We start from the raw sequence: 17,585 nt of genomic DNA on the forward strand, positions 1-17,585 counted from the left end.
GGTCCTTACTGATCTGCGGCTCGGCCGTGCGGCCAAAGCGTTTCCAGTAGAACGAGCGGAGGGAGGGTGAATTTAACGCGGCAGCGCCATGCCCGGACGCTGCGCTGGCGAGCGCCTGCGGCAAGCCGCAAGCGCTCGCCACAGTGGCCTCAAAGCGCCGCTTCGCGGTGCCCCTGAGCCATGGCCACGACCACTTTGCGTGGCCCGGTGAACGGCGCCCGGGCGTGCGCCGCGAGCATGTTGTCGAGCATCAGCACGTCGTTTTCCTGCCAGGAAAAACTGATCGCGCAGTCGTCGAGCACAGCGCGAATGCGTTCGAGCACTTCGTTCTCGATCGGTGTGCCGTCGCCGTAATAGACGTTGCGCGGCAAGTCTTCCTCGTCGACGATTTCCAGCAGGCTTTCGCGCACCTCGGCCGGTAGGTTGGAGACATGGAACAGGTGGGCCTGATTGAACCATACCTGATCCCCCGTCCAGGGGTGCGTGGCCACAGCCTGGCAGACCTGGCGCGTGCGCAGCTCACCGTCGTCCTTCCATTCCCAGTCGATGTGGTGCGCGCGACAATAGGCCTCCACTACGCTGCGATCCTCGGTGTTGAACACCTGCTCCCAACTCACATCAAGGCCATTGCCGTAGTTGCGCACATACATCAGGCGCTTGCTGGCAAAGCGCTCGCGTATGTCGGCCGGCATGCGCCGGAACACTTCACGGCTGTCGGCAATTGGCGTTTCACCGCCAGTCTGAGCGGCAATCACACTGTAGAACCAGATCCGCATCGGCCAGTCGAGGCTGTAGGCCTGCTCGTTGTGCAGCGGGATGCTCTGGTGCGCGGGGTACTCCGTGGAGGTGTAGACCCCTTGGGTAACATTGCTGCGCGGCGTCGAGCCGAACTCGTAGTTGAGCAGCGGGTGGCCGAAGGCCTGGGCGAATTCGCGAAAGGCCGTGACTCCGCCCACGTCAAAACCGCGCAGCAGTACCCCGCCGCACTGGTCTAGGTGGCCGTCGACGATAGCCTTGAGTTCATCGAAGACGTCCAGCAAACCAAGCCCCGCTTCGGGCGCTTCGATCAGCAGCGGTAAAGAGCCCCGTTCGGGCATCAATGGCCGCGCCTTGATCCCGGCAAGTACACTCATGTTTCGCTCTCCTTGTCGCCAGACTCCGTAGAGACCGTCGACACGCTTGGGTTGGCGGTCAGCCTTGCAGGCCGACCGCGTCGAACAGTGGCATGCAGCGCGGCGTCAAACGCTGCCTACGGCGGCGGCGACCGCAGCGCTGAAGCGCTGGGCAACCTCGTCGATCTGCTCGGCACTGATGATCAACGGCGGCAGAAAACGCACCACCGCCCCATGCCGCCCACCCAACTCCAGGATCAGCCCGCGCTTGAGGCACTCGCGCTGCACCTTCGGCGCCAAGTCGCGGTTAGCCGGTGGGTGGCCCAGCGCATCCGGCTGGCCTTGTGGGTCGACCAGTTCCACACCCAGCATCAAGCCACGGCCACGGATATCACCCAACTGCGGATAGTCCCGCTGCAGGCGCTGCAAATGCCCACGCAACCGCTGCCCCATGGCCTCGGCATGCTCGGCCAGTCGATGCTCGACCAGGTAGTTGATCACCGCCGAGCCCGCGGCCATGGCCATCTGGTTGCCACGGAAGGTACCGGCATGCGCACCTGGCTTCCAGGTGTCCAGCCAGTCGCGATAGACCACTACCGCCAGCGGCAGGCTGCCACCGATGGCTTTGGACAAGGTGACCACATCGGGCACGATACCGGCGTGCTCGAAGGCGAACATGCGCCCGGTACGGGCGAAGCCGCTCTGGATCTCGTCGACGATCAACGCCACGCCCGCCTGCTCGGTAATGCGCCGCACGCCCTTGAGCCATTCGATGTCGGCCGGAACCACCCCGCCCTCACCCTGCACCACTTCGAGGATCACGGCGGCGGGCAGCGGCACGCCGCTTTCCGGATCGAGCAGCAGGTTTTCCAGGTAATGCAGGTTGGCCTTGACCCCGGCCTCACCGCCCAGGCCGAACGGGCAGCGGTAGTCGTACGGGTAAGGCATGAACTGCACGCCGTTGCCGAGCAAGGCCCCCAGTGGCTGTTTCGGCCCATGGCTGCCCATCAGGCTCAGCGCGCCTTGGCTCATGCCATGGTAGGCGCCCTGGAAGGCCAGCACGGTGCTGCGGCCGGTGGCGGTACGCACCAGCTTGAGCGCAGCCTCGACTGCATCAGTGCCGGTCGGGCCACAGAACTGCACCTTGGCCTCGCGGCGCAGCGCCTCGGGCAGGATGCCGAACAGGTCCTGGACGAAGCGGTCCTTGACCGGGGTGGTCAGGTCCAAGGTGTGCAGCGGCAACTCGTCAGCCAGCACCCGCTGGATCGCCTCGACCACCACCGGGTGGTTGTGGCCCAGAGCCAGGGTGCCGGCACCGGCCAGGCAGTCGATGAACTGGCGGCCTTCGACGTCTTCGACGTGGATACCACGGGCGCGCCTGAGCGCCAGCGGGATACGCCGCGGGTAGCTGCGGGCGTTGGATTCCTGCTGTTGCTGGCGTTGCAGCAAAGGTGAATCGATGAATTCGTACAAGGGTTGCGGCACGCTGGCCGGTACAACCCGGGCAAGGCTGGAAGCGGTGGACATGGGTAAATCCTCGCAAGCAAGCGGATGGGCGGTTATCGCTTTGGAAACGCTTGAGTGGGGGGAGGATTTAGCGGTTGTTACGCGATTTTATTTTTGTCTGTGCCGGCCCTTTCGCGGGTAAACCCTCTCCTACAAGGACCACACACCCGCGTAGGAGCGGGTTCACCCGCGAAGAGGCCAGCACAGGCGATAAACATCAATGCCCAGGACGCGCCGGTACCTGCAACAAGACCCGCAAGCCGTCACTACGGCTGTCAAAGCGCAGGCTACCGGCACACCGCTGCACGATCGCCTGCACAATCGCCAGCCCCAAACCGCAACCACCACTCTGCCCATTGCGCCAGAAGCGCTCGGTCAGGTGCTCCAGGTCCGCTTCGGCAATGCCTGGCCCATGGTCACGCACCATGAAGCCCACCTGGTCGTCCGCCATCTGCACCTCCAGCTCTACGGCTTCATCGCCGCCATGACGCAAGGCGTTGTCCAGCAGGTTGCGCAGCGCTGCCACCGCCAACGGTGCCGGCATCCCCAGGTAGATTTGCGTCGCCTCCTCTGGCAAACGCAACACGATACGCCGGTTGTCGCCGCCGCCGGCATCCTGCACCGCCTGACGGGCCACCTGCTCGGCGCTGCACTGCACGCCATCCTCGAACGACAGGCTGCCTTCCACCCGCGCCAGCATCAGCAACTGCTCAAGCGTGCGGTGCATGCGGTCGGTGCCCTGCTCGGCATGCTCCAGCGCCTGCTCGCGCACTGCACCGTCGGTCATGCGCGCCACCTGCAGGTGGGTCTTGATCGCGGTCAGCGGGCTGCGCAGTTCATGCGCGGCATCGTCAGTCAGGCGCCGCTCACGCTCGAGGGTTTGGGCAATGCGCAGGAACAGCTGGTTCTGGGTCTCCAGCAACGGCTGCAACTCGCTGGGCATGCCCGCCACCTGCAGCGGCTCGACACTGTCCGCACGCCTGCGGCGCAAGGCATCGCGCATACGGTTGAGCGGCTCCAGGCCCTTGCCAAGGCCGATCCACAACAGCCCCAGGCTGCCAAGCAGGGCCATCAATACCGGCGCCGATGCCGCCAGCAGAATCGACTGATTCAGCGCCTCGCGCTCCATGTGCCGGTCGGCCGTGGTGATGCGCACATCGCCGTGGTTGTAGGTAAAGGTGCGCCAAAGCGCATCGTCGATGGTCTGGTCACGAAACCCGCTGCGCTCGTCGTCCATGGCGCCATCGTGCTTGTGGTTGCTGGCGAGGATCTCGCCACGCAGCGAGCTGACCTGGCAGGCCATGCCATCCGGTACGCTGAACTGGTCGGCAGAAAAATGCGCCTCCCCGCCCTTGGCGGTCAGCGGCTGCGGCAGTTGGTCGATCAGCCCGGCGACCATACGCGCCGACGCCACCAGCCGCTGGTCGAGGGAAAACATCATCTGCTGGCGCAGGTCACGCAGCATCCACGCGGCGGCCAGTGCCCAGATGATCACGAAGGCACTGCCGAGGATCAGGCTCAGGCGCACCCGCAGGCTCATGATGCGGCCTCTTGCGGTGCCTGCGCCGGGCCCAGCCGGTAGCCCAGGCCCCGCACGGTCTCGACAATGCCGTTACCCAGCTTGCGCCGCAGGTGGTGGATGTGCACGTTCAGGGCGTTGCTCTCGACTTCGTCGCTGAAACCATACACGCAGTCTTTCAGTTGCTCGCTGGACAGCACTCGCCCGGGGTTCTGCAGCAGCGCCTGGAGCAGGGCCTGCTCACGGCGGGACAGGTCGACATGCTGGCCGGCCAAGGTCGCCTCGCAGCTACTCGGGTCATAGCGCAGCGGGCCGTGCTCGATCACGTTCACCGCCCGCCCGGCCACCCGCCGCAGCAAGGTATGCAGGCGTGCGGCCAGCTCGCGCAGATCGAAGGGCTTGAGCAGGTAATCGTCGGCACCGGCCTGCAGGCCATCGACACGATCAGTGACGGCATCGCGGGCGGTGAGCACCAGTACCGGCAGGGTCTCGCCTTTTTCGCGCAGGCGGCGCAGCAGCTTGAGGCCATCTTCGTCGGGCAGGCCGAGGTCGAGGATCATCACGTCGAACTGCGCGGCCTGCAGCATCGCCCGCGCAGCAGCGGCGTTGCCCACACGGTCCACGGTCAGGCCCTGGGCGGTGAGACCGGCGCAGATGCCGGCGGCGATCAGGTCGTCGTCCTCGCAGAGCAGAACGTGCATGGTGGGGCTCCCGGTGTAGTGTGGCTGGTATTGCACCTTGGGCGGATTAAGGGGGGATTATGGACCTTTTGTGGGGGATGGGGGTTCGGCTTGGGTGTGGTGAGGGGCCGGGTTGTTCGTCGTGACATCTGCGAACACCTGCCACAGGCGCCGCGGACGCTATGGCGAACACCTTGGCCCTACATCAACCCCTGCGGGGTATCCACATCCAGCAACACCCCAGCATCCTCCACCTCAACCACAACACAACAATCCCGCTGCGCCTGCACCACCGCCCGCGCCCCTTCATCGCCGGCCAATAGCCCCAGCGCCGGCCAGAAATCGCGCCCAAAAATCACCGGGTGGCCCTGCTGCCCGGCATGGCGTGGCAACACAATGTTCGAAGCGCTGCAAGCCTCGGCCAAGCGGCGCAAGGTAGCCAACTCGATCCACGGCATATCACCCAACAAGATCGCCACCGCCTGTGCCTGGCTGTCGCCCAACGACCCGACCCCGGCCGCCAGGCTGTGCCCCATGCCCGCTGCCGCATCCGGGCTGACGATCACTCGGTAACCGCCAGGCAAACCGAAATCCCCGCCCTGCTCGCCCGCGCGCAACACCACACGCACATCATCAAACACCGCCCGTGCCCGCTCCGCGCTATGCACCAGCAAACTGCGGCCATCCGCCAGGGTCGCCCGGCGCTTGTCAGCGCCGAAACGCGTGCCGCGCCCCGCCGCCAGCACCAGCGCAACCACGCTCACAGCGCCGCCCGCTCGATGCCGTTGCGCACACGAAGGATATCGGCCAGTACCGCCAGGGCGATCTCGGCCGGGGTCTTGCTGCCCAGGTTCAGGCCAATCGGCGCATGGATGCGCGCCAGCTCGTCGCAACCCAGGCCACCAATTCGCTGCAAGCGTTCGCGACGTTTGTCGGAGGTGGCCTTGGAGCCCATCACGCCGATGTAGAACGCTTCGGTCCGGACGGCTTCAAGCATGGCCAGGTCATCGATTTTTGGATCATGGGTCAATGCCACCACTGCCGTATCGGCATGGCAACCGCCATTGGCGATGAATTCCGACGGTAGCTCGCGGCGCACCTCAATGCCATTCAGCACTACGCCGTCGAGTACTTCGTCACGCGGCTCGCAAAGGATGACCTCAAAACCCAGCCCTCTGCCGAATTCGGCGCAAAAATGCGCCACGCTGGAATAGCCGGCCAGCAGCAGCCGCTGGGCGGCGCCGACACGCAAGCGCACCCGGGCATTTTCCCGTTCGACCCGTGGCCCCTGACTATGGTCATCGAGCAGCTGGCGGGTACCCGCAGACAGGCTCACCTCACGCAGTACCCGGCGCTGGCCCAGCAGCGCACGTTCCAGCTCACGCAGATGCGCCTGCACCTCGCATTCAACCGGCAGGTTCTCCACCAGTACTTCAAGCACACCGCCACACGGCAGGCGAACGCGCGAACGCGGGTCGCTGCCGTCGCCATAACGCACGATGGCAACCGGCTCCGGGAATTCCCCCAGGGCCACGCGTTCGAGAAAGTCGTCTTCGACACAGCCACCGGACAGCGAGCCCAGCCACTGGCCGCTGGCATTCACCGCCAGCAGCGAACCCGGCGCACGCGGCGCCGAGCCATAGGTGGCGAGCACCGTGCACAACCATACCCGCTGGCCGTTGCAGGACCACTGCAAAGCCTGACGGATCACCTGTAGATCGAGATGCTGCACGCTTTACTCCGCCTTCAGCTCGGCGAGCTGCTGTACGTTCAGGTCGCCGGGCAATCCACCCCAGGCCTGGCGCAGGTAGTTGACCATATCTGTCACCTGTTGGTCATCAAGCTTGTCGGCAAAGCCCGGCATCGGCTGCATGCGCTCGAAGCCGGTGAACTGCTGTTCCCGGATGCCTTCGAGAACCACCTTGACCAGATTGCGCGAGTCGGCCTGGCGCAGCACGGTGTTGCCGCGCATGGCTACGGCGATGTGCGGCTTGCCCTCGCCGTCGACCCCATGGCAACCGGCGCAGACGTTCAGGTACTGCTGGCGGCCCCGCCTGGCACTGTCGCTCATCTGCTCCAGGGCAACGGACTCGATAGCCTTGGCCGGCGGCGGCTGGTCGCCCAGCAGGTAGGTGGCCATGGCCGCAAGGTCTGCATCTTCCAGGTGCTGGGTGCTGTGGTGCACCACCGGGAACATCTCGTTGAACATGCTGCCCTGGGCGCTGATGCCGTGCTTGAGGAAGGTGGTCAGGTCCGGCTGGGTCCAGCCGCGCTCGGCCAGGTCCTGGGCCAGCAGGCTTGGCGCCAGGTAGCCACCCAGCAGGCCGCCGCTCAGGCGTTGGTCCTGCTGCAGCGCACCGATCGGGTTGCGCGGGGTATGGCATTCGCCACAATGGCCCATGACCTCGACCATGTACTGGCCGCGCTGCCAGGCCGGGCTTTTACCCTCGGTCGGCTGCAGTTGCACGCTCTTGCCGTACAGCATGTTCCAGCCGCTGAGCCCCATGCGCACATTGAACGGGAAGCGCAGCGCGGTCTGCGGTGCCGGGCGGTTGATCGGCGGTATGGTCATCAGGTAGGCGAGGATCGCGTCCGAATCTTCACGCTTGATCAGGTGGTACGAGGTGTAAGGCATCGCAGGATAAAGGTTGGCGCCGTCCTTGCGCTTGCCCTCGGTGACTGCGGCGAAGAACTCGTCGGCGCTATAGTTGCCGATGCCGTACTGTTTGTCCGGGGTGATATTGCTGCCATAAATGGTGCCGAACGGCGAATGGATCGGCAGGCCGCCCGCATACGGCGCGCCGCCTTCGGCGGTATGGCAGGCCATGCAGTCGGCCGCGCGGGCCAGGTATTCACCGCGCTTGACCTGCGCATCGTCGGCCGCCAAGGCAAACGAACTGACAGCCAGCCCGAGGGCCAACGCCGAGGCGCTACGTACGAAGCCCATGTTCAACCCTCCTTGACCAGGCCGAGATCGTTGAGCACCTTGCGGGTGGCATCGTAGTAACGCACGTAGCCTGTGCAGCGGCAGATGTGGTGACCGAGGCTGGCCTCGATGCGGTCCTCCACTTCGCTCTTCTTCAACGGCTGGCGCTGGGCCGTTTCCACCAGCACGGTAGCGGCGTTGACGAAGCCTGGTGCGCAGTAGCTGCACTGGAAGGCGAACAGGTCGACGAATTTCTGCTGGATCGGGTTGAGCGTCAGGTTGCCGGCCTCGTCTTTCTTGGCATGGCCTTCGATGGTGCGAACCTTCTTGCCTTCGAAGTAATGCGCACCGGTGATGCAGGTGCGCACTTCTTCGCTGGTGCCGTCGGGGTTGTCGACGATCACCACGCAGGCGTGGCAGATGCCCTGGCCGCAACCCAGGCGCGAGCCGGTGAGGTTCTGGTGTTCGTGCAGGTAGTCGATCATCGCCAGGTCCGCAGGGACCTCGACCGGCCCGACCGGTTGACCATTGAGCGTCAGTTGCAGTGGACGGTTAGCCATTGAGGGCCTCCTTGATACGGGCTGGGGTGATGGGGAGATCGCGCACGCGCTTGCCGATGGCATGCGCGACGGCATTGCCGATGGCACCGACGACCGGGATCATCACCACTTCGGCGATGCCCTTGGAGGGGTCGGTCGGTGACAGCGGCGGGAGGATTTCGCTGGTCTGCTGCCACACCGCCACATCGCGCGCATGCGGCAGGCGGTAGCGGTTGAAGTTCCAGTCGCCCTCCCCGGGCCCACCCTCGTACAACGGCATTTCTTCGGTCAGTGCATGGCCAATGCCCATGGCGATACCGCCTTCGAGCTGGCCCTTGACCAGTTCCGGCACCAGCACCCGGCCACACTCGACCCAACTGTGGTGGTTGAGCACCTGCGTCTCCAAGGTGCCTTTGTTGACCTTGACCTCGACGATGGTCGCCACCGGGCTGTAGTAGGTGACCATGGCGTTGTTCAGCTGGGTGTCGGGGTAGGCCGCATTCTGCCGGTCGAGCAGGTGATAGCCATGGCTGCCCATCTGCGCCTTCTTGGCATTCACCGCACCATCGCCGTACTTCACCGCCATGGCATCGAGCGGGAAGCGCTCGCGCACGCCATCAATGACAAAGTCGGCCTCGGCCCAGCTCCAGCGGTTGAAGCCGTGCACGCTCACGCCAGTAACCAGACCCATTTCGTGGGCCTTCTGCGCCAGCTGGGCAAACGGAATCGGCGCCAGGCCGTTGCCAGTCAGCTCACCGTTGACCCATACCGCATTTTCGCGGCGCACCACCAGCGGGTTGGCCTGGCCGCCGTGCGGGCCTTGGCTCCAGATCGCCATGGCCGCTGGCCACAGCCCATGATTGAACAGCACACGCGCCGCTTCGCGGGTGGCATGGCTGAAATAGAAGGCCGAGTTGGTGGCCGACGATGGCGACGCCAGCTTGCCGACCCAGCGCGGGTTGCGCAGCGCGGCGTCCTGTTCGGGCTGACTGATCAGGTAGGGGTTGCCGCTGGTGGTCAGCTGCAGCTCCGGCCATTCGGTGACCGCGGTCTTCACCTCGTCGGCCGAACGGCCGAGGAAATCGCTGATCACCAAAGCCTGGGAGGTGGACATGCCGGTACCCAGCTCGGTGCCGATATGGCGCAGGCTGATGCGGCCATCGGCGTTGAACTCGACACTGGCCATCGGCGCCTCGGAGCCTGTGCCGAAGTCCTTCTGGCAGATGGCGAAGCCGACGCCGTACCAGTGGTCCGGGTCCTTGGCGTCCATCTGTTGCTTGCGTGCATCGCGGTTGCGCCACCACTCGTGCACAGCGGCCTTGTCGAGGATTTCGTACAGGCGCAGGGCGCCGGCCGGAACCGCACCCTGGGTGTTCTTCATGCCCGATTTCAGCGCGTTGGCGCGGCGCAGGTCGATGGCATCGACCCCCAGGCGGCCGGCGATCTCATCCACCATCATCTCGGTGGCCGCCATGCTCTGCAGGGTGCCGTAACCGCGCATGGAGCCGGCCTCGACGCCACGGGAATAGTAGGCGGTCACTGACAGGTCGTTCTGTGGCATGTAATAGATCGACTGGGCAGCAGTGGCGCCCACTGCAGCCACCGACGGGCTGTAGTTGATGCGCCCGCCGCCGTCGCAGCTCATGTCGGCGCGGAATATCTTGAAGCTGTTGTCCTTCTTGTCCACCGCCAACTGGTAGCGGATATCGAAGGCATGGCGCTTGATGCCGCTCTGGAACTGCTCGTAGCGGTCGTTGGCCAGGCGGATCGGCATGCCGGCGCCGTAAAGCGCAGCTACCGCGGCATAGAAGACGAAGATATTGTTGTCTTTTGAGCCATAGCCCACGGTATACCCCGGGTGCATGTTCAGCGTGTTCAGGGCGAAGCGCGACGGTTTGATCATGTGCACGCATTCCTGCGCCACTTCGAACGGGCACTGAGTGGCGACCACGAAGTGCAGCGTGCCCGTGGCAGGGTCATACCAGCCGTTGCCGTTGTCCGGCTCCAGCGCGGCAGGTTCGATGGACGGCGTCTTGTAGCGCTCGTCAAACACCAGCCAGTCCTCGGGCGGGTTGTCCAGTTGCTCGGCCATGCGCTTGGCGTAGAACAACCCCTGCTCGGTCAGGTCGCCGTGCTGGTTGGGCTGCTTCGACCACACCGGCTTGCGGTTGAGAATGGTGGGGAACAGCATGGAGTTCTTCAGGCTGGAGAACTCATCGTCGTCGAACGGCGTGGCGCCACCCACCCGCACGAAGCGGAAGCTGCCATAAGGGTCGCGCTGGTACAGCGGCGCCTGGGCACCGTAACGGATCGCCTGCTGGTTGAACTGCAGCTTGCGCTTGGCCTGGCGGAAGCGCTCGAAGTCATGCCAGATCAGGATCGCCACCGGGTGGCCGATGAACATCGGCACCTTGCCGGGCGGCAGCAGCGGGTCGGGCGAATGGGCCTCGGGCCAGGCAATGCCGTCCTGTTCGAGGTCGGCGGCGGTGACGATGCGGTCCGGCTGCAGGTCGCTGCCGAGCAGGCTGAGGTCATGGCCGGCGTAAATCCGGTCGACCTTGGTCGCCTTGAGCAGCAGCGCATGACCTTGCTGCGCGGGCCAGCCGGGCATGTCCTTGGCGCGGATGTCGCGGGCGAACACTTTGTCGCCGCAGACCTTGGACAAGGCATCGTTACGGAAACGCGCCTTACCGTCGTGGTTCATCCACTTCTGTGGCGAGGTGGTAACGCGCTCCTCCATCAACGCGGCGAAGGCCTGGCTGCCAAGTGGCGCCATGGTCACGCCGACACCAGCGATCAGGCCGCCTTGCAGGAAGGCGCGCCGAGAAATATCACGGTTGGACATGCTTGATCCTCTGGGCAGTTGGGGCCTGCCCTTTCTTTTGATTCTTGGCCTGGCTTGATAAAAGCTGACCTTGGCGTCAACTTTACAGCAATTGGGTGGGTAGAGGCAAAGTCAAGCCGACAATGTGTCGCGGTGTGTATAGGGCAAGGGGCGGAATTCGCGCTTTGGCGGGTAGGTGTTTGGCGGGAGATTTTCAGCGCCTGGTAGGTGTTCGCCGGGAGAGTTTCAGCGCCTGGTAGGTGTTCGCCGGGAGAATTTCAGCGCCTGTGAGATCGAGCGCCGCCCGCGCGGCGCTTCGCGGGTAAACCCGCTCCTACGTTTGTTTCGGGCCAGTCCCTCCTGCACCAGTCGCGCGCGACCGCCTNGCGGCGCTTCGCGGGTAAACCCGCTCCTACGTTTGTTTCGGGCCAGTCCCTCCTGCACCAGTCGCGCGCGACCGCCTTGTTTGTACGACGCGATATCGAGACATGCGCCAAGGCGGTCGCGCGCAAATCCCACAGGAATAATTGGCCCGAAACAAACGTAGGAGCGGGTTTACCCGCGAAGCGCCGCGCGGGCGGCGCTCGATCTCATCGACCNAATAATTGGCCCGAAACAAACGTAGGAGCGGGTTTACCCGCGAAGCGCCGCGCGGGCGGCGCTCGATCTCACAGGCGCTGAAAATCCCCCGGCAAACACCTCAAAATTCCAACGCGGTCCCCTCAAAATTCCAACGCCGCCCCCCTCGAAAATCCAACAACGAAGACCCTGCAAACCCAGAGCAAACTCTTACTACTCCTGACCCACTCCCAACCCCAACACCCGCGTTAACCTTCATTTAATCAACCCCGGTCAGCATGGCCCCACTCCCAGATCTGCCAAGGCGAAGACATGCGCGTTCTCCTGCTCTTCCTCACACTCCTACTGGCCGGCCCGTTGCAAGCCAACCCGTTCGATGTGAAACCAGACTTCCTGCCGGTTGACCAAGCCTTCGTGCTCACCCACGACCGCCAGGCCGACGGCCAGATGCGCCTGTACTTCCAGATCAAGCCGGGCTACTACCTGTACCAGAAGCGCCTGAAGTTCGATGGCCTGCCCACCGAGCAACACCCGCAACTGCCACCGGCACTCAACCATCACGACGAGTTCTTCGGCGACAGCGCGGTGTACCGCGACCAGCTTGAACTGCTATTGCCTGCCAACGCCCAGGGTCAGTTGCGCCTGGGCTGGCAGGGCTGTGCCGATGCCGGTCTGTGCTACCCGCCGCAAACCACCTCGATCGACTTGGGTGGCAGCGTAACGCCTGCCGCCGAGCAAGCCAGCGACCAGGCCCTGGCCAGCGGCCTTCAGCAAGGCCACCTGGCCTGGAGCCTGCTGGCGTTCTTCGGCCTTGGGCTGCTGCTGGCCTTCACCCCCTGCTCGTTGCCGATGCTGCCGATCCTTGCCGGGCTGGTGCTGGGCAATGGCGCCAGTGCCCGGCGCGGCTGGCTGCTGGCCGGGGTCTATGTGCTGAGCATGGCCCTGGTGTACGCCGGGCTGGGGGTGGTTGCTGCCCTGCTGGGTGCCAGCCTGCAGGCCTGGCTGCAGCAACCCTGGCTGCTGGGCAGCCTGGCGGGGCTGTTCGTGCTGCTGGCCCTGCCGATGTTCGGCGTCTTCGAACTGCAACTGCCTGCCGCCCTGCGCGACCGCCTGGACCGCGCCGGGCAAGGTACCCGTGGCGGCAACCTGTACGGCGCGGCACTGCTCGGGGCATTGTCCGGCCTGTTGCTCGGCCCGTGCATGACTGCGCCGTTGGCCGGTGCGCTGCTGTACATCGCGCAGAGCGGTGACGTACTGCAAGGCGCGCTGGTGCTGTTCAGCCTCGGCCTGGGCATGGGCGTGCCGCTGCTGTTGCTGGTAACCCTGGGCAACCGTTATCTGCCGCGCCCGGGTGCGTGGATGAACCGGGTCAAGGGTGTGTTCGGTTTCGTGTTCCTGGCCATGGCGCTGTACACCGTGCGCAGCCTGCTGCCTGCTACCTTGCTGCTGGCACTGAGCGGCGCCTGGCTGATCGCCCTGGCCTGGGCTGCCTGGCCGGCCCTGCAGCGGCTGCCGGCGTTGCGCGCCGTACCGCTGTTGGGCGCCCTGTGGGGCGGCCTGTTGCTGGTCGGTGCGGCAGCAGGCGGCGACGACCTCTGGCAGCCACTACGCCCGTTCACCGGGGGTGGCAGCACAGCGGCCGCTGGCCAGCATGCCGAGGACAGCTTCGTCACCGTCAGCCGCCCCGAGGACCTGCAACGTGAGCTGGACGCGGCCAAAGCCCGCGGCCAGTGGGTGATGCTCGACTACTATGCCGACTGGTGCGTGTCGTGCAAAGTCATGGAAAAACAGGTGTTCGCCCGCAGCGACGTGCAGACCGGCCTGGCCGGCGTGCACCTGCTGCGCCTGGACGTGACCGCCGACAGCCCCGCCAGCAAAGCCCTGCTGCAGCGCTACCAAGTACCCGGCCCGCCCAGCATCATCTGGATCGGCCCGGAAGGCGAAGAACGCCGCGCGCGGCGCATCACCGGTGAGGTGGACGCAGCAGCGTTCCAGCAACACTGGATCCAGACCAGGAGCCAAGGCTGATGCTGACCGTAACACTCGGGCCACTGACCATGGCCCTCAACCACCTGCTGATGCTCACCGCCCTGGTGATCGCCAGCGTGGTCGGCTGGTGGGTCGCCCGACGTGGTGGCGAGAGCCCGGAATCGGCGCTGTTCAACCTGTTCCTGATCGGCCTGCTGTGTGCCCGCGCCGGCTTCGTACTGGCCTACTGGCCGATGTACCGGGACGACCCCCTGCAAATCATCGACATCCGTGACGGCGGCTTCCTGTTCTGGTCGGGCCTTGCCGGCATCGTGCTCGGAGCCCTGTGGCAAAGCTGGCGCCACCCCGGCCTGCGCCGCCCGCTAGGCTGGGCGCTGTTCAGCGGCGCACTGTTCTGGGGCCTGGCCAGTCTGGGTGGCCACCTGTACAGCAAAGGCACCGAGCTGCCCGAACTGAGCCTGCGCAACGCTGGCGGCCAGGCCGTGGCATTGCACAGCTACCGCGGCAAGCCGCTGGTCATCAACATCTGGGCCACCTGGTGCCCACCGTGTCGGCGTGAGATGCCAGTGCTGCAACAGGCACAAAGCGCTTACCCGCACGTGACCTTCCTGTTCGTCAACCAGGGCGAGACCCCGGAAAACGTCAGCACCTTCCTCGCCACCACCGGCCTGAGCCTGACCCACGTGCTGTTCGACGGCACCGGCCTGCTGGCCCAGCGTGTCGGCTCCATGGCCTTGCCCACCACCCTGTTCTACGACGCCAACGGGCGGCTGGTCGGCAGCCACCTGGGCGAACTGTCCCGGGCCAGCCTGCGCCACGCCCTGGAACCTTTCGACCGGGCCATTGCGCCCGCCCCTGCCGCACAAGGAAACTGACATGCGATTGACTGCACTGCTGCCCCTGTCCCTGGCCCTGCTGGCCGCCCCTGCCCTGCAGGCCGAAGAACTGCCCAAGGCGGTTCAGCAGCTGCAAGCTAAGGGCGCCGTGATCAAGGGCAGCTTCGATGCGCCCAACGGCCTGCGCGGTTATGCCGCCGAGTACCAGAACAACGCCCTGGCCCTGTACCTGACCCCTGACGGCAAGCATGTACTGGTCGGCAGCCTGTTCGACGAACAGGGCAAAGACCTGAGCGCCGAGCCGCTGCAAAAGCTGGTATACGCGCCGATGAGCCAGGAAATCTGGGCGAAAATGGAAAAAACCGCGTGGATCGCCGACGGCAAGGCCGATGCGCCGCGCAAGGTGTACCTGTTCAGCGACCCGAACTGCCCGTACTGCAACATGTTCTGGGAACAGGCGCGGCCATGGGTGGAGTCGGGCAAGGTGCAGTTGCGCCATATCATGGTCGGCATCATCCGCGAAGACAGCCCGGGCAAGTCGGCGGCGCTGCTGGCAGCGAAAGACCCGGCCAAGGCACTGCAACAGCATGAGAAGGCCGGCAAGGCCAGCACCCTGAAGGCGCTGGAACAGGTGCCAGAGGCTGTGCAACAGAAGCTGGCGGCGAACATGGCGTTGATGGAAGAGATGGGGTTGCAGGCGACTCCGGCCATTTTCTATCAGGATGAGCAAGGCAACCTGCAAAGCCAGCAAGGGGCACCACGGCCGGAGATGCTGGGGAAGATTCTTGGCAAGCGCTAGTGCATGTGGTGGGGCACAGATCGAGCGCCGCGAAGCAGGTGACGCGGGGCATGGCTCCGGCTACGCCGGTGTTCGCGGGTGAACCCGCTCCTACGGGGCTCGCGCTAACGGCTGGGTTTTGCGCCAGGCCCGTGATCGCAAGGCCTGCGCGGTCGGGTGTAGGAGCGGGTTTACCCGCGAAAGGGCCGGACCTGCTGGCCAATTTCCACCAGCCGTTCACCGTTGCCGCCGCCATTGTATTCGCGGGTAAACCCGCTCCTACGCTGATCGGGAGTGGAGACACATTGGTGATTGGGCGCAGGCCGTTCTTACGCAAGCATTAAGTCTCCCAGCCGGGCAAATCTACCTCGCGCAGATTTAAATCTGCCACTCAACATATCTAGAAACAATTATTCGGCACACCCTGTCGTTAAACATCGTTTGCTTGCTTCCCTTATTCAAATCCTACACACACGCACAACAAAGAACTCTCGGACGCTCACAACAGAGCGTTCGAGCATCAAAAACAGAAACTTCTTACACAATTAGAAGAAAAAATAAACCCCAAAAAAAACACTATCAGGTTTAAGCAAGACCATTCTGAAGAATTTTCCCACAAAAATAGCTTTAAACCGAACATTCCAATATCACGTCCAGCCACGCCATCCCCACCGAAAGATTGACTTGAAACCGCCGAACGCCTAAACCTCCATACCCATACATTTCAGACCACACCAACAACCAGGAGACACTCATGGAAAATCAATATGGCATTACCCTCATGGCATTGGCTTCTACACTCACTGCGAAATCAAATAACACCGCAACCATGACACCAAAATGGTCTACTCATGAATCCAAACCACTGTATCCGCAGCGCACAAAAAATCACGAGCATCACAAAAATCTTGACCACTGAGCACTTGAGGGAGCCCACATCGCTTCTTTGGTCAGCACTGGCCCCCTGCATACTCTTCATCGTTACCCAGCCAACGCATGCAGCCTCGACCTATACCGCTTCAGCCGCCTGGTTCTACTCATACATCTCTGCCACCCTCGCGTTCTTTGGATTCAGCTTCTACCTTATCGGCAGAAGGGAAAGTGGCTTCACGCGGTCCTTCATCTACCAACACGGCGCAATCAAGCTATTCCTGACGGCCCATACACTCAGCTATTTCTTATTGAGCTCACTGTACGCCACGCTATTCTACCTCTTGACCAAACCCTTACGAGGTCACTACTCACTTCCTGAATTCCTCTATCTGATGGCATGCTTCTACACCAGCTACCTCATGTTCACCTGTATCGGCCTGGGGATCGCTGCGCTGCCGATAAAATTCAGCACAGCCAGCACACTTTTCTCACTCATGTCATTTCTCATGCTGGTCTCCGGATACACCGGCGCCACGCTGGGGCACGATGCTTCGCAGGCGCTAACGCTGATCAACCCGCTCTTTCTAAGCGCGCAGATCTTCCATGGCGAAATGCCCCTTCTCAGCAGTTTCCTGATTGCACTTTCGGCCTCTGCAGCCTCGACATACCTGACCGGAAGGTATTTCAGAATCCAACCCATATGGAGCCGATACTGATGGACATTTTAACTATAAACAACCTTCACTTCGGATACAGCGGAAACCCGCTGCTGAACGACATTGAACTCACTATAAAAGCGGGGGAACTGGTCGGCATTCTGGGCAACAACGGGGCCGGAAAGACAACCCTTTTCGACCTCATCTGTAAAATAAAGAAACCGGCAAAAGGTGCCATTTCCAATTTATCCAAGCGTCAGGCCTATTTGACGCAAATCCTTACACTGCCCCCATTACTACGTATGAACGAAGCGGGCAAGCTTATCACCAGCCTGACCCCCAACGCTTCCCCAGATCACACAGAGATTCTCTCGAAACTAGCCAAATGGTCCCCGTCACTGTCCAAGCGATATGCAGAAATCGCCAAGAAAAAAGCCGCCAATTGCAGCTACGGTGAAATTCGTAGCTACTTCACGCTGACCTTGTTGCTTTTAAACAGTGACTTGATCATTCTTGACGAGCCAACGGCTGGCGTAGACCCTGAATTTCGACATTATATATGGCTCGGTATAAAAAGCGCGTGCGCGGAAGGTGCGAGCGTGCTGATATCTTCTCATTACACAGAGGAAATCACGAGAAACTGCCAGCGCTTTTATATGCTCGCAAACAAACGACTGGAAGCGTTTGACAGTGGTGGACAGTTCATGGAACGCCACCGTGCCAAATCGCTGGATGAAGCCTTTATCAATGCTTCGGTCTAAGTACCGT

Annotated in this window: 14 protein-coding genes; 5 read left to right on the forward strand and 9 right to left on the reverse strand. The window is 63.3% G+C overall.

All coding sequences use genetic code 11. From position 1 onward, the window contains the following. Nucleotides 1-149 precede the first annotated feature (149 nt). From FQ668_RS20060 to FQ668_RS20100, 9 genes are all read right to left on the reverse strand, one after another. Nucleotides 150-1,133 carry a TauD/TfdA family dioxygenase gene (locus FQ668_RS20060; protein ID WP_019437868.1) on the reverse strand — a complete coding sequence of 328 codons (984 nt, stop codon included), beginning with the start codon at nt 1,131-1,133 and terminating at the stop codon, nt 150-152. Between the two features lie 105 nt (nt 1,134-1,238). Beyond that, on the reverse strand, nt 1,239-2,639 hold the full coding sequence (locus FQ668_RS20065; RefSeq protein ID WP_019437869.1) for an aspartate aminotransferase family protein: 1,401 nt from the start codon (nt 2,637-2,639) through the stop codon (nt 1,239-1,241). 196 nt (nt 2,640-2,835) lie between these two features. Then, a complete protein-coding gene (locus tag FQ668_RS20070) occupies nt 2,836-4,158 on the reverse strand; it encodes an ATP-binding protein (protein ID WP_019437870.1) in 1,323 nt (440 codons plus the stop codon). Further along, nucleotides 4,155-4,838: a response regulator transcription factor gene (locus FQ668_RS20075; RefSeq protein ID WP_004576176.1), complete on the reverse strand. Its 684-nt coding sequence runs from the start codon at nt 4,836-4,838 to the stop codon at nt 4,155-4,157. Before FQ668_RS20075 ends, FQ668_RS20070 begins: the two co-directional genes overlap by 4 nt. A 179-nt stretch (nt 4,839-5,017) precedes the next feature. Beyond that, nucleotides 5,018-5,581, reverse strand: a complete 564-nt coding sequence (locus tag FQ668_RS20080; protein WP_019437871.1) for an NTP transferase domain-containing protein — start codon at nt 5,579-5,581, stop codon at nt 5,018-5,020. Beyond that, nucleotides 5,578-6,549, reverse strand: coding sequence for an XdhC family protein (locus FQ668_RS20085; RefSeq protein WP_019437872.1), 972 nt, complete (start codon nt 6,547-6,549; stop codon nt 5,578-5,580). The genes FQ668_RS20080 and FQ668_RS20085 overlap by 4 nt, the downstream gene beginning before the upstream one ends. Nucleotides 6,550-6,552: 3 nt before the next feature. Next, nucleotides 6,553-7,764, reverse strand: a complete 1,212-nt coding sequence (locus tag FQ668_RS20090) for a cytochrome c (RefSeq protein WP_014590242.1) — start codon at nt 7,762-7,764, stop codon at nt 6,553-6,555. Between the two features lie 2 nt (nt 7,765-7,766). Beyond that, nucleotides 7,767-8,303: a (2Fe-2S)-binding protein gene (locus FQ668_RS20095; RefSeq protein WP_003254265.1), complete on the reverse strand. Its 537-nt coding sequence runs from the start codon at nt 8,301-8,303 to the stop codon at nt 7,767-7,769. After that, nucleotides 8,296-11,127 (reverse strand): xanthine dehydrogenase family protein molybdopterin-binding subunit, encoded by a 2,832-nt coding sequence (locus FQ668_RS20100; RefSeq protein WP_019437873.1) that lies wholly within the window; start codon nt 11,125-11,127, stop codon nt 8,296-8,298. Before FQ668_RS20100 ends, FQ668_RS20095 begins: the two co-directional genes overlap by 8 nt. A gap of 870 nt (nt 11,128-11,997) precedes the next feature. Between FQ668_RS20100 and dsbD the strand changes: the two genes are divergently transcribed. The 5 genes from dsbD (at nt 11,998) to FQ668_RS20140 (ending at nt 17,578) form a co-directional block, all read left to right on the forward strand. Next, nucleotides 11,998-13,713, forward strand: a complete 1,716-nt coding sequence (gene dsbD, locus FQ668_RS20115) for a protein-disulfide reductase DsbD (protein WP_019437874.1) — start codon at nt 11,998-12,000, stop codon at nt 13,711-13,713. Next, entirely contained in the window at nt 13,713-14,549 is an 837-nt protein-coding gene (locus FQ668_RS20120) for a TlpA disulfide reductase family protein (protein ID WP_014590239.1), read from the forward strand. Before dsbD ends, FQ668_RS20120 begins: the two co-directional genes overlap by 1 nt. Nucleotide 14,550: 1 nt before the next feature. After that, nucleotides 14,551-15,309 carry a thiol:disulfide interchange protein DsbG gene (gene dsbG / locus FQ668_RS20125; protein WP_019437875.1) on the forward strand — a complete coding sequence of 253 codons (759 nt, stop codon included), beginning with the start codon at nt 14,551-14,553 and terminating at the stop codon, nt 15,307-15,309. Nucleotides 15,310-16,139: 830 nt separating this feature from the next. Beyond that, nucleotides 16,140-16,877 carry a hypothetical protein gene (locus FQ668_RS20135; protein ID WP_019437877.1) on the forward strand — a complete coding sequence of 246 codons (738 nt, stop codon included), beginning with the start codon at nt 16,140-16,142 and terminating at the stop codon, nt 16,875-16,877. Continuing rightward, on the forward strand, nt 16,877-17,578 hold the full coding sequence (locus FQ668_RS20140) for an ATP-binding cassette domain-containing protein (protein ID WP_019437878.1): 702 nt from the start codon (nt 16,877-16,879) through the stop codon (nt 17,576-17,578). The genes FQ668_RS20135 and FQ668_RS20140 overlap by 1 nt, the downstream gene beginning before the upstream one ends. The last annotated feature ends 7 nt before the right edge of the window (nt 17,579-17,585 follow it).

This window comes from Pseudomonas sp. Kh14, from assembly GCF_900291005.1.
GTDB lineage: Bacteria > Pseudomonadota > Gammaproteobacteria > Pseudomonadales > Pseudomonadaceae > Aquipseudomonas > Aquipseudomonas alloputida.

Bases quoted from the DNA above. Each gene is read 5' to 3' on its own strand.
- FQ668_RS20060 (WP_019437868.1), bottom strand. From the start codon at position 1,133: ATGAGTGTACTTGCCGGGATCAAGGCGCGGCCATTGATGCCCGAACGG.
- FQ668_RS20065 (WP_019437869.1), bottom strand. From the start codon at position 2,639: ATGTCCACCGCTTCCAGCCTTGCCCGGGTTGTACCGGCCAGCGTGCCG.
- FQ668_RS20070 (WP_019437870.1), bottom strand. From the start codon at position 4,158: ATGAGCCTGCGGGTGCGCCTGAGCCTGATCCTCGGCAGTGCCTTCGTG.
- FQ668_RS20075 (WP_004576176.1), bottom strand. From the start codon at position 4,838: ATGCACGTTCTGCTCTGCGAGGACGACGACCTGATCGCCGCCGGCATC.
- FQ668_RS20090 (WP_014590242.1), bottom strand. From the start codon at position 7,764: ATGGGCTTCGTACGTAGCGCCTCGGCGTTGGCCCTCGGGCTGGCTGTC.
- FQ668_RS20095 (WP_003254265.1), bottom strand. From the start codon at position 8,303: ATGGCTAACCGTCCACTGCAACTGACGCTCAATGGTCAACCGGTCGGG.
- FQ668_RS20100 (WP_019437873.1), bottom strand. From the start codon at position 11,127: ATGTCCAACCGTGATATTTCTCGGCGCGCCTTCCTGCAAGGCGGCCTG.
- dsbD (WP_019437874.1), top strand. From the start codon at position 11,998: ATGCGCGTTCTCCTGCTCTTCCTCACACTCCTACTGGCCGGCCCGTTG.
- FQ668_RS20120 (WP_014590239.1), top strand. From the start codon at position 13,713: ATGCTGACCGTAACACTCGGGCCACTGACCATGGCCCTCAACCACCTG.
- dsbG (WP_019437875.1), top strand. From the start codon at position 14,551: ATGCGATTGACTGCACTGCTGCCCCTGTCCCTGGCCCTGCTGGCCGCC.
- FQ668_RS20135 (WP_019437877.1), top strand. From the start codon at position 16,140: ATGAATCCAAACCACTGTATCCGCAGCGCACAAAAAATCACGAGCATC.
- FQ668_RS20140 (WP_019437878.1), top strand. From the start codon at position 16,877: ATGGACATTTTAACTATAAACAACCTTCACTTCGGATACAGCGGAAAC.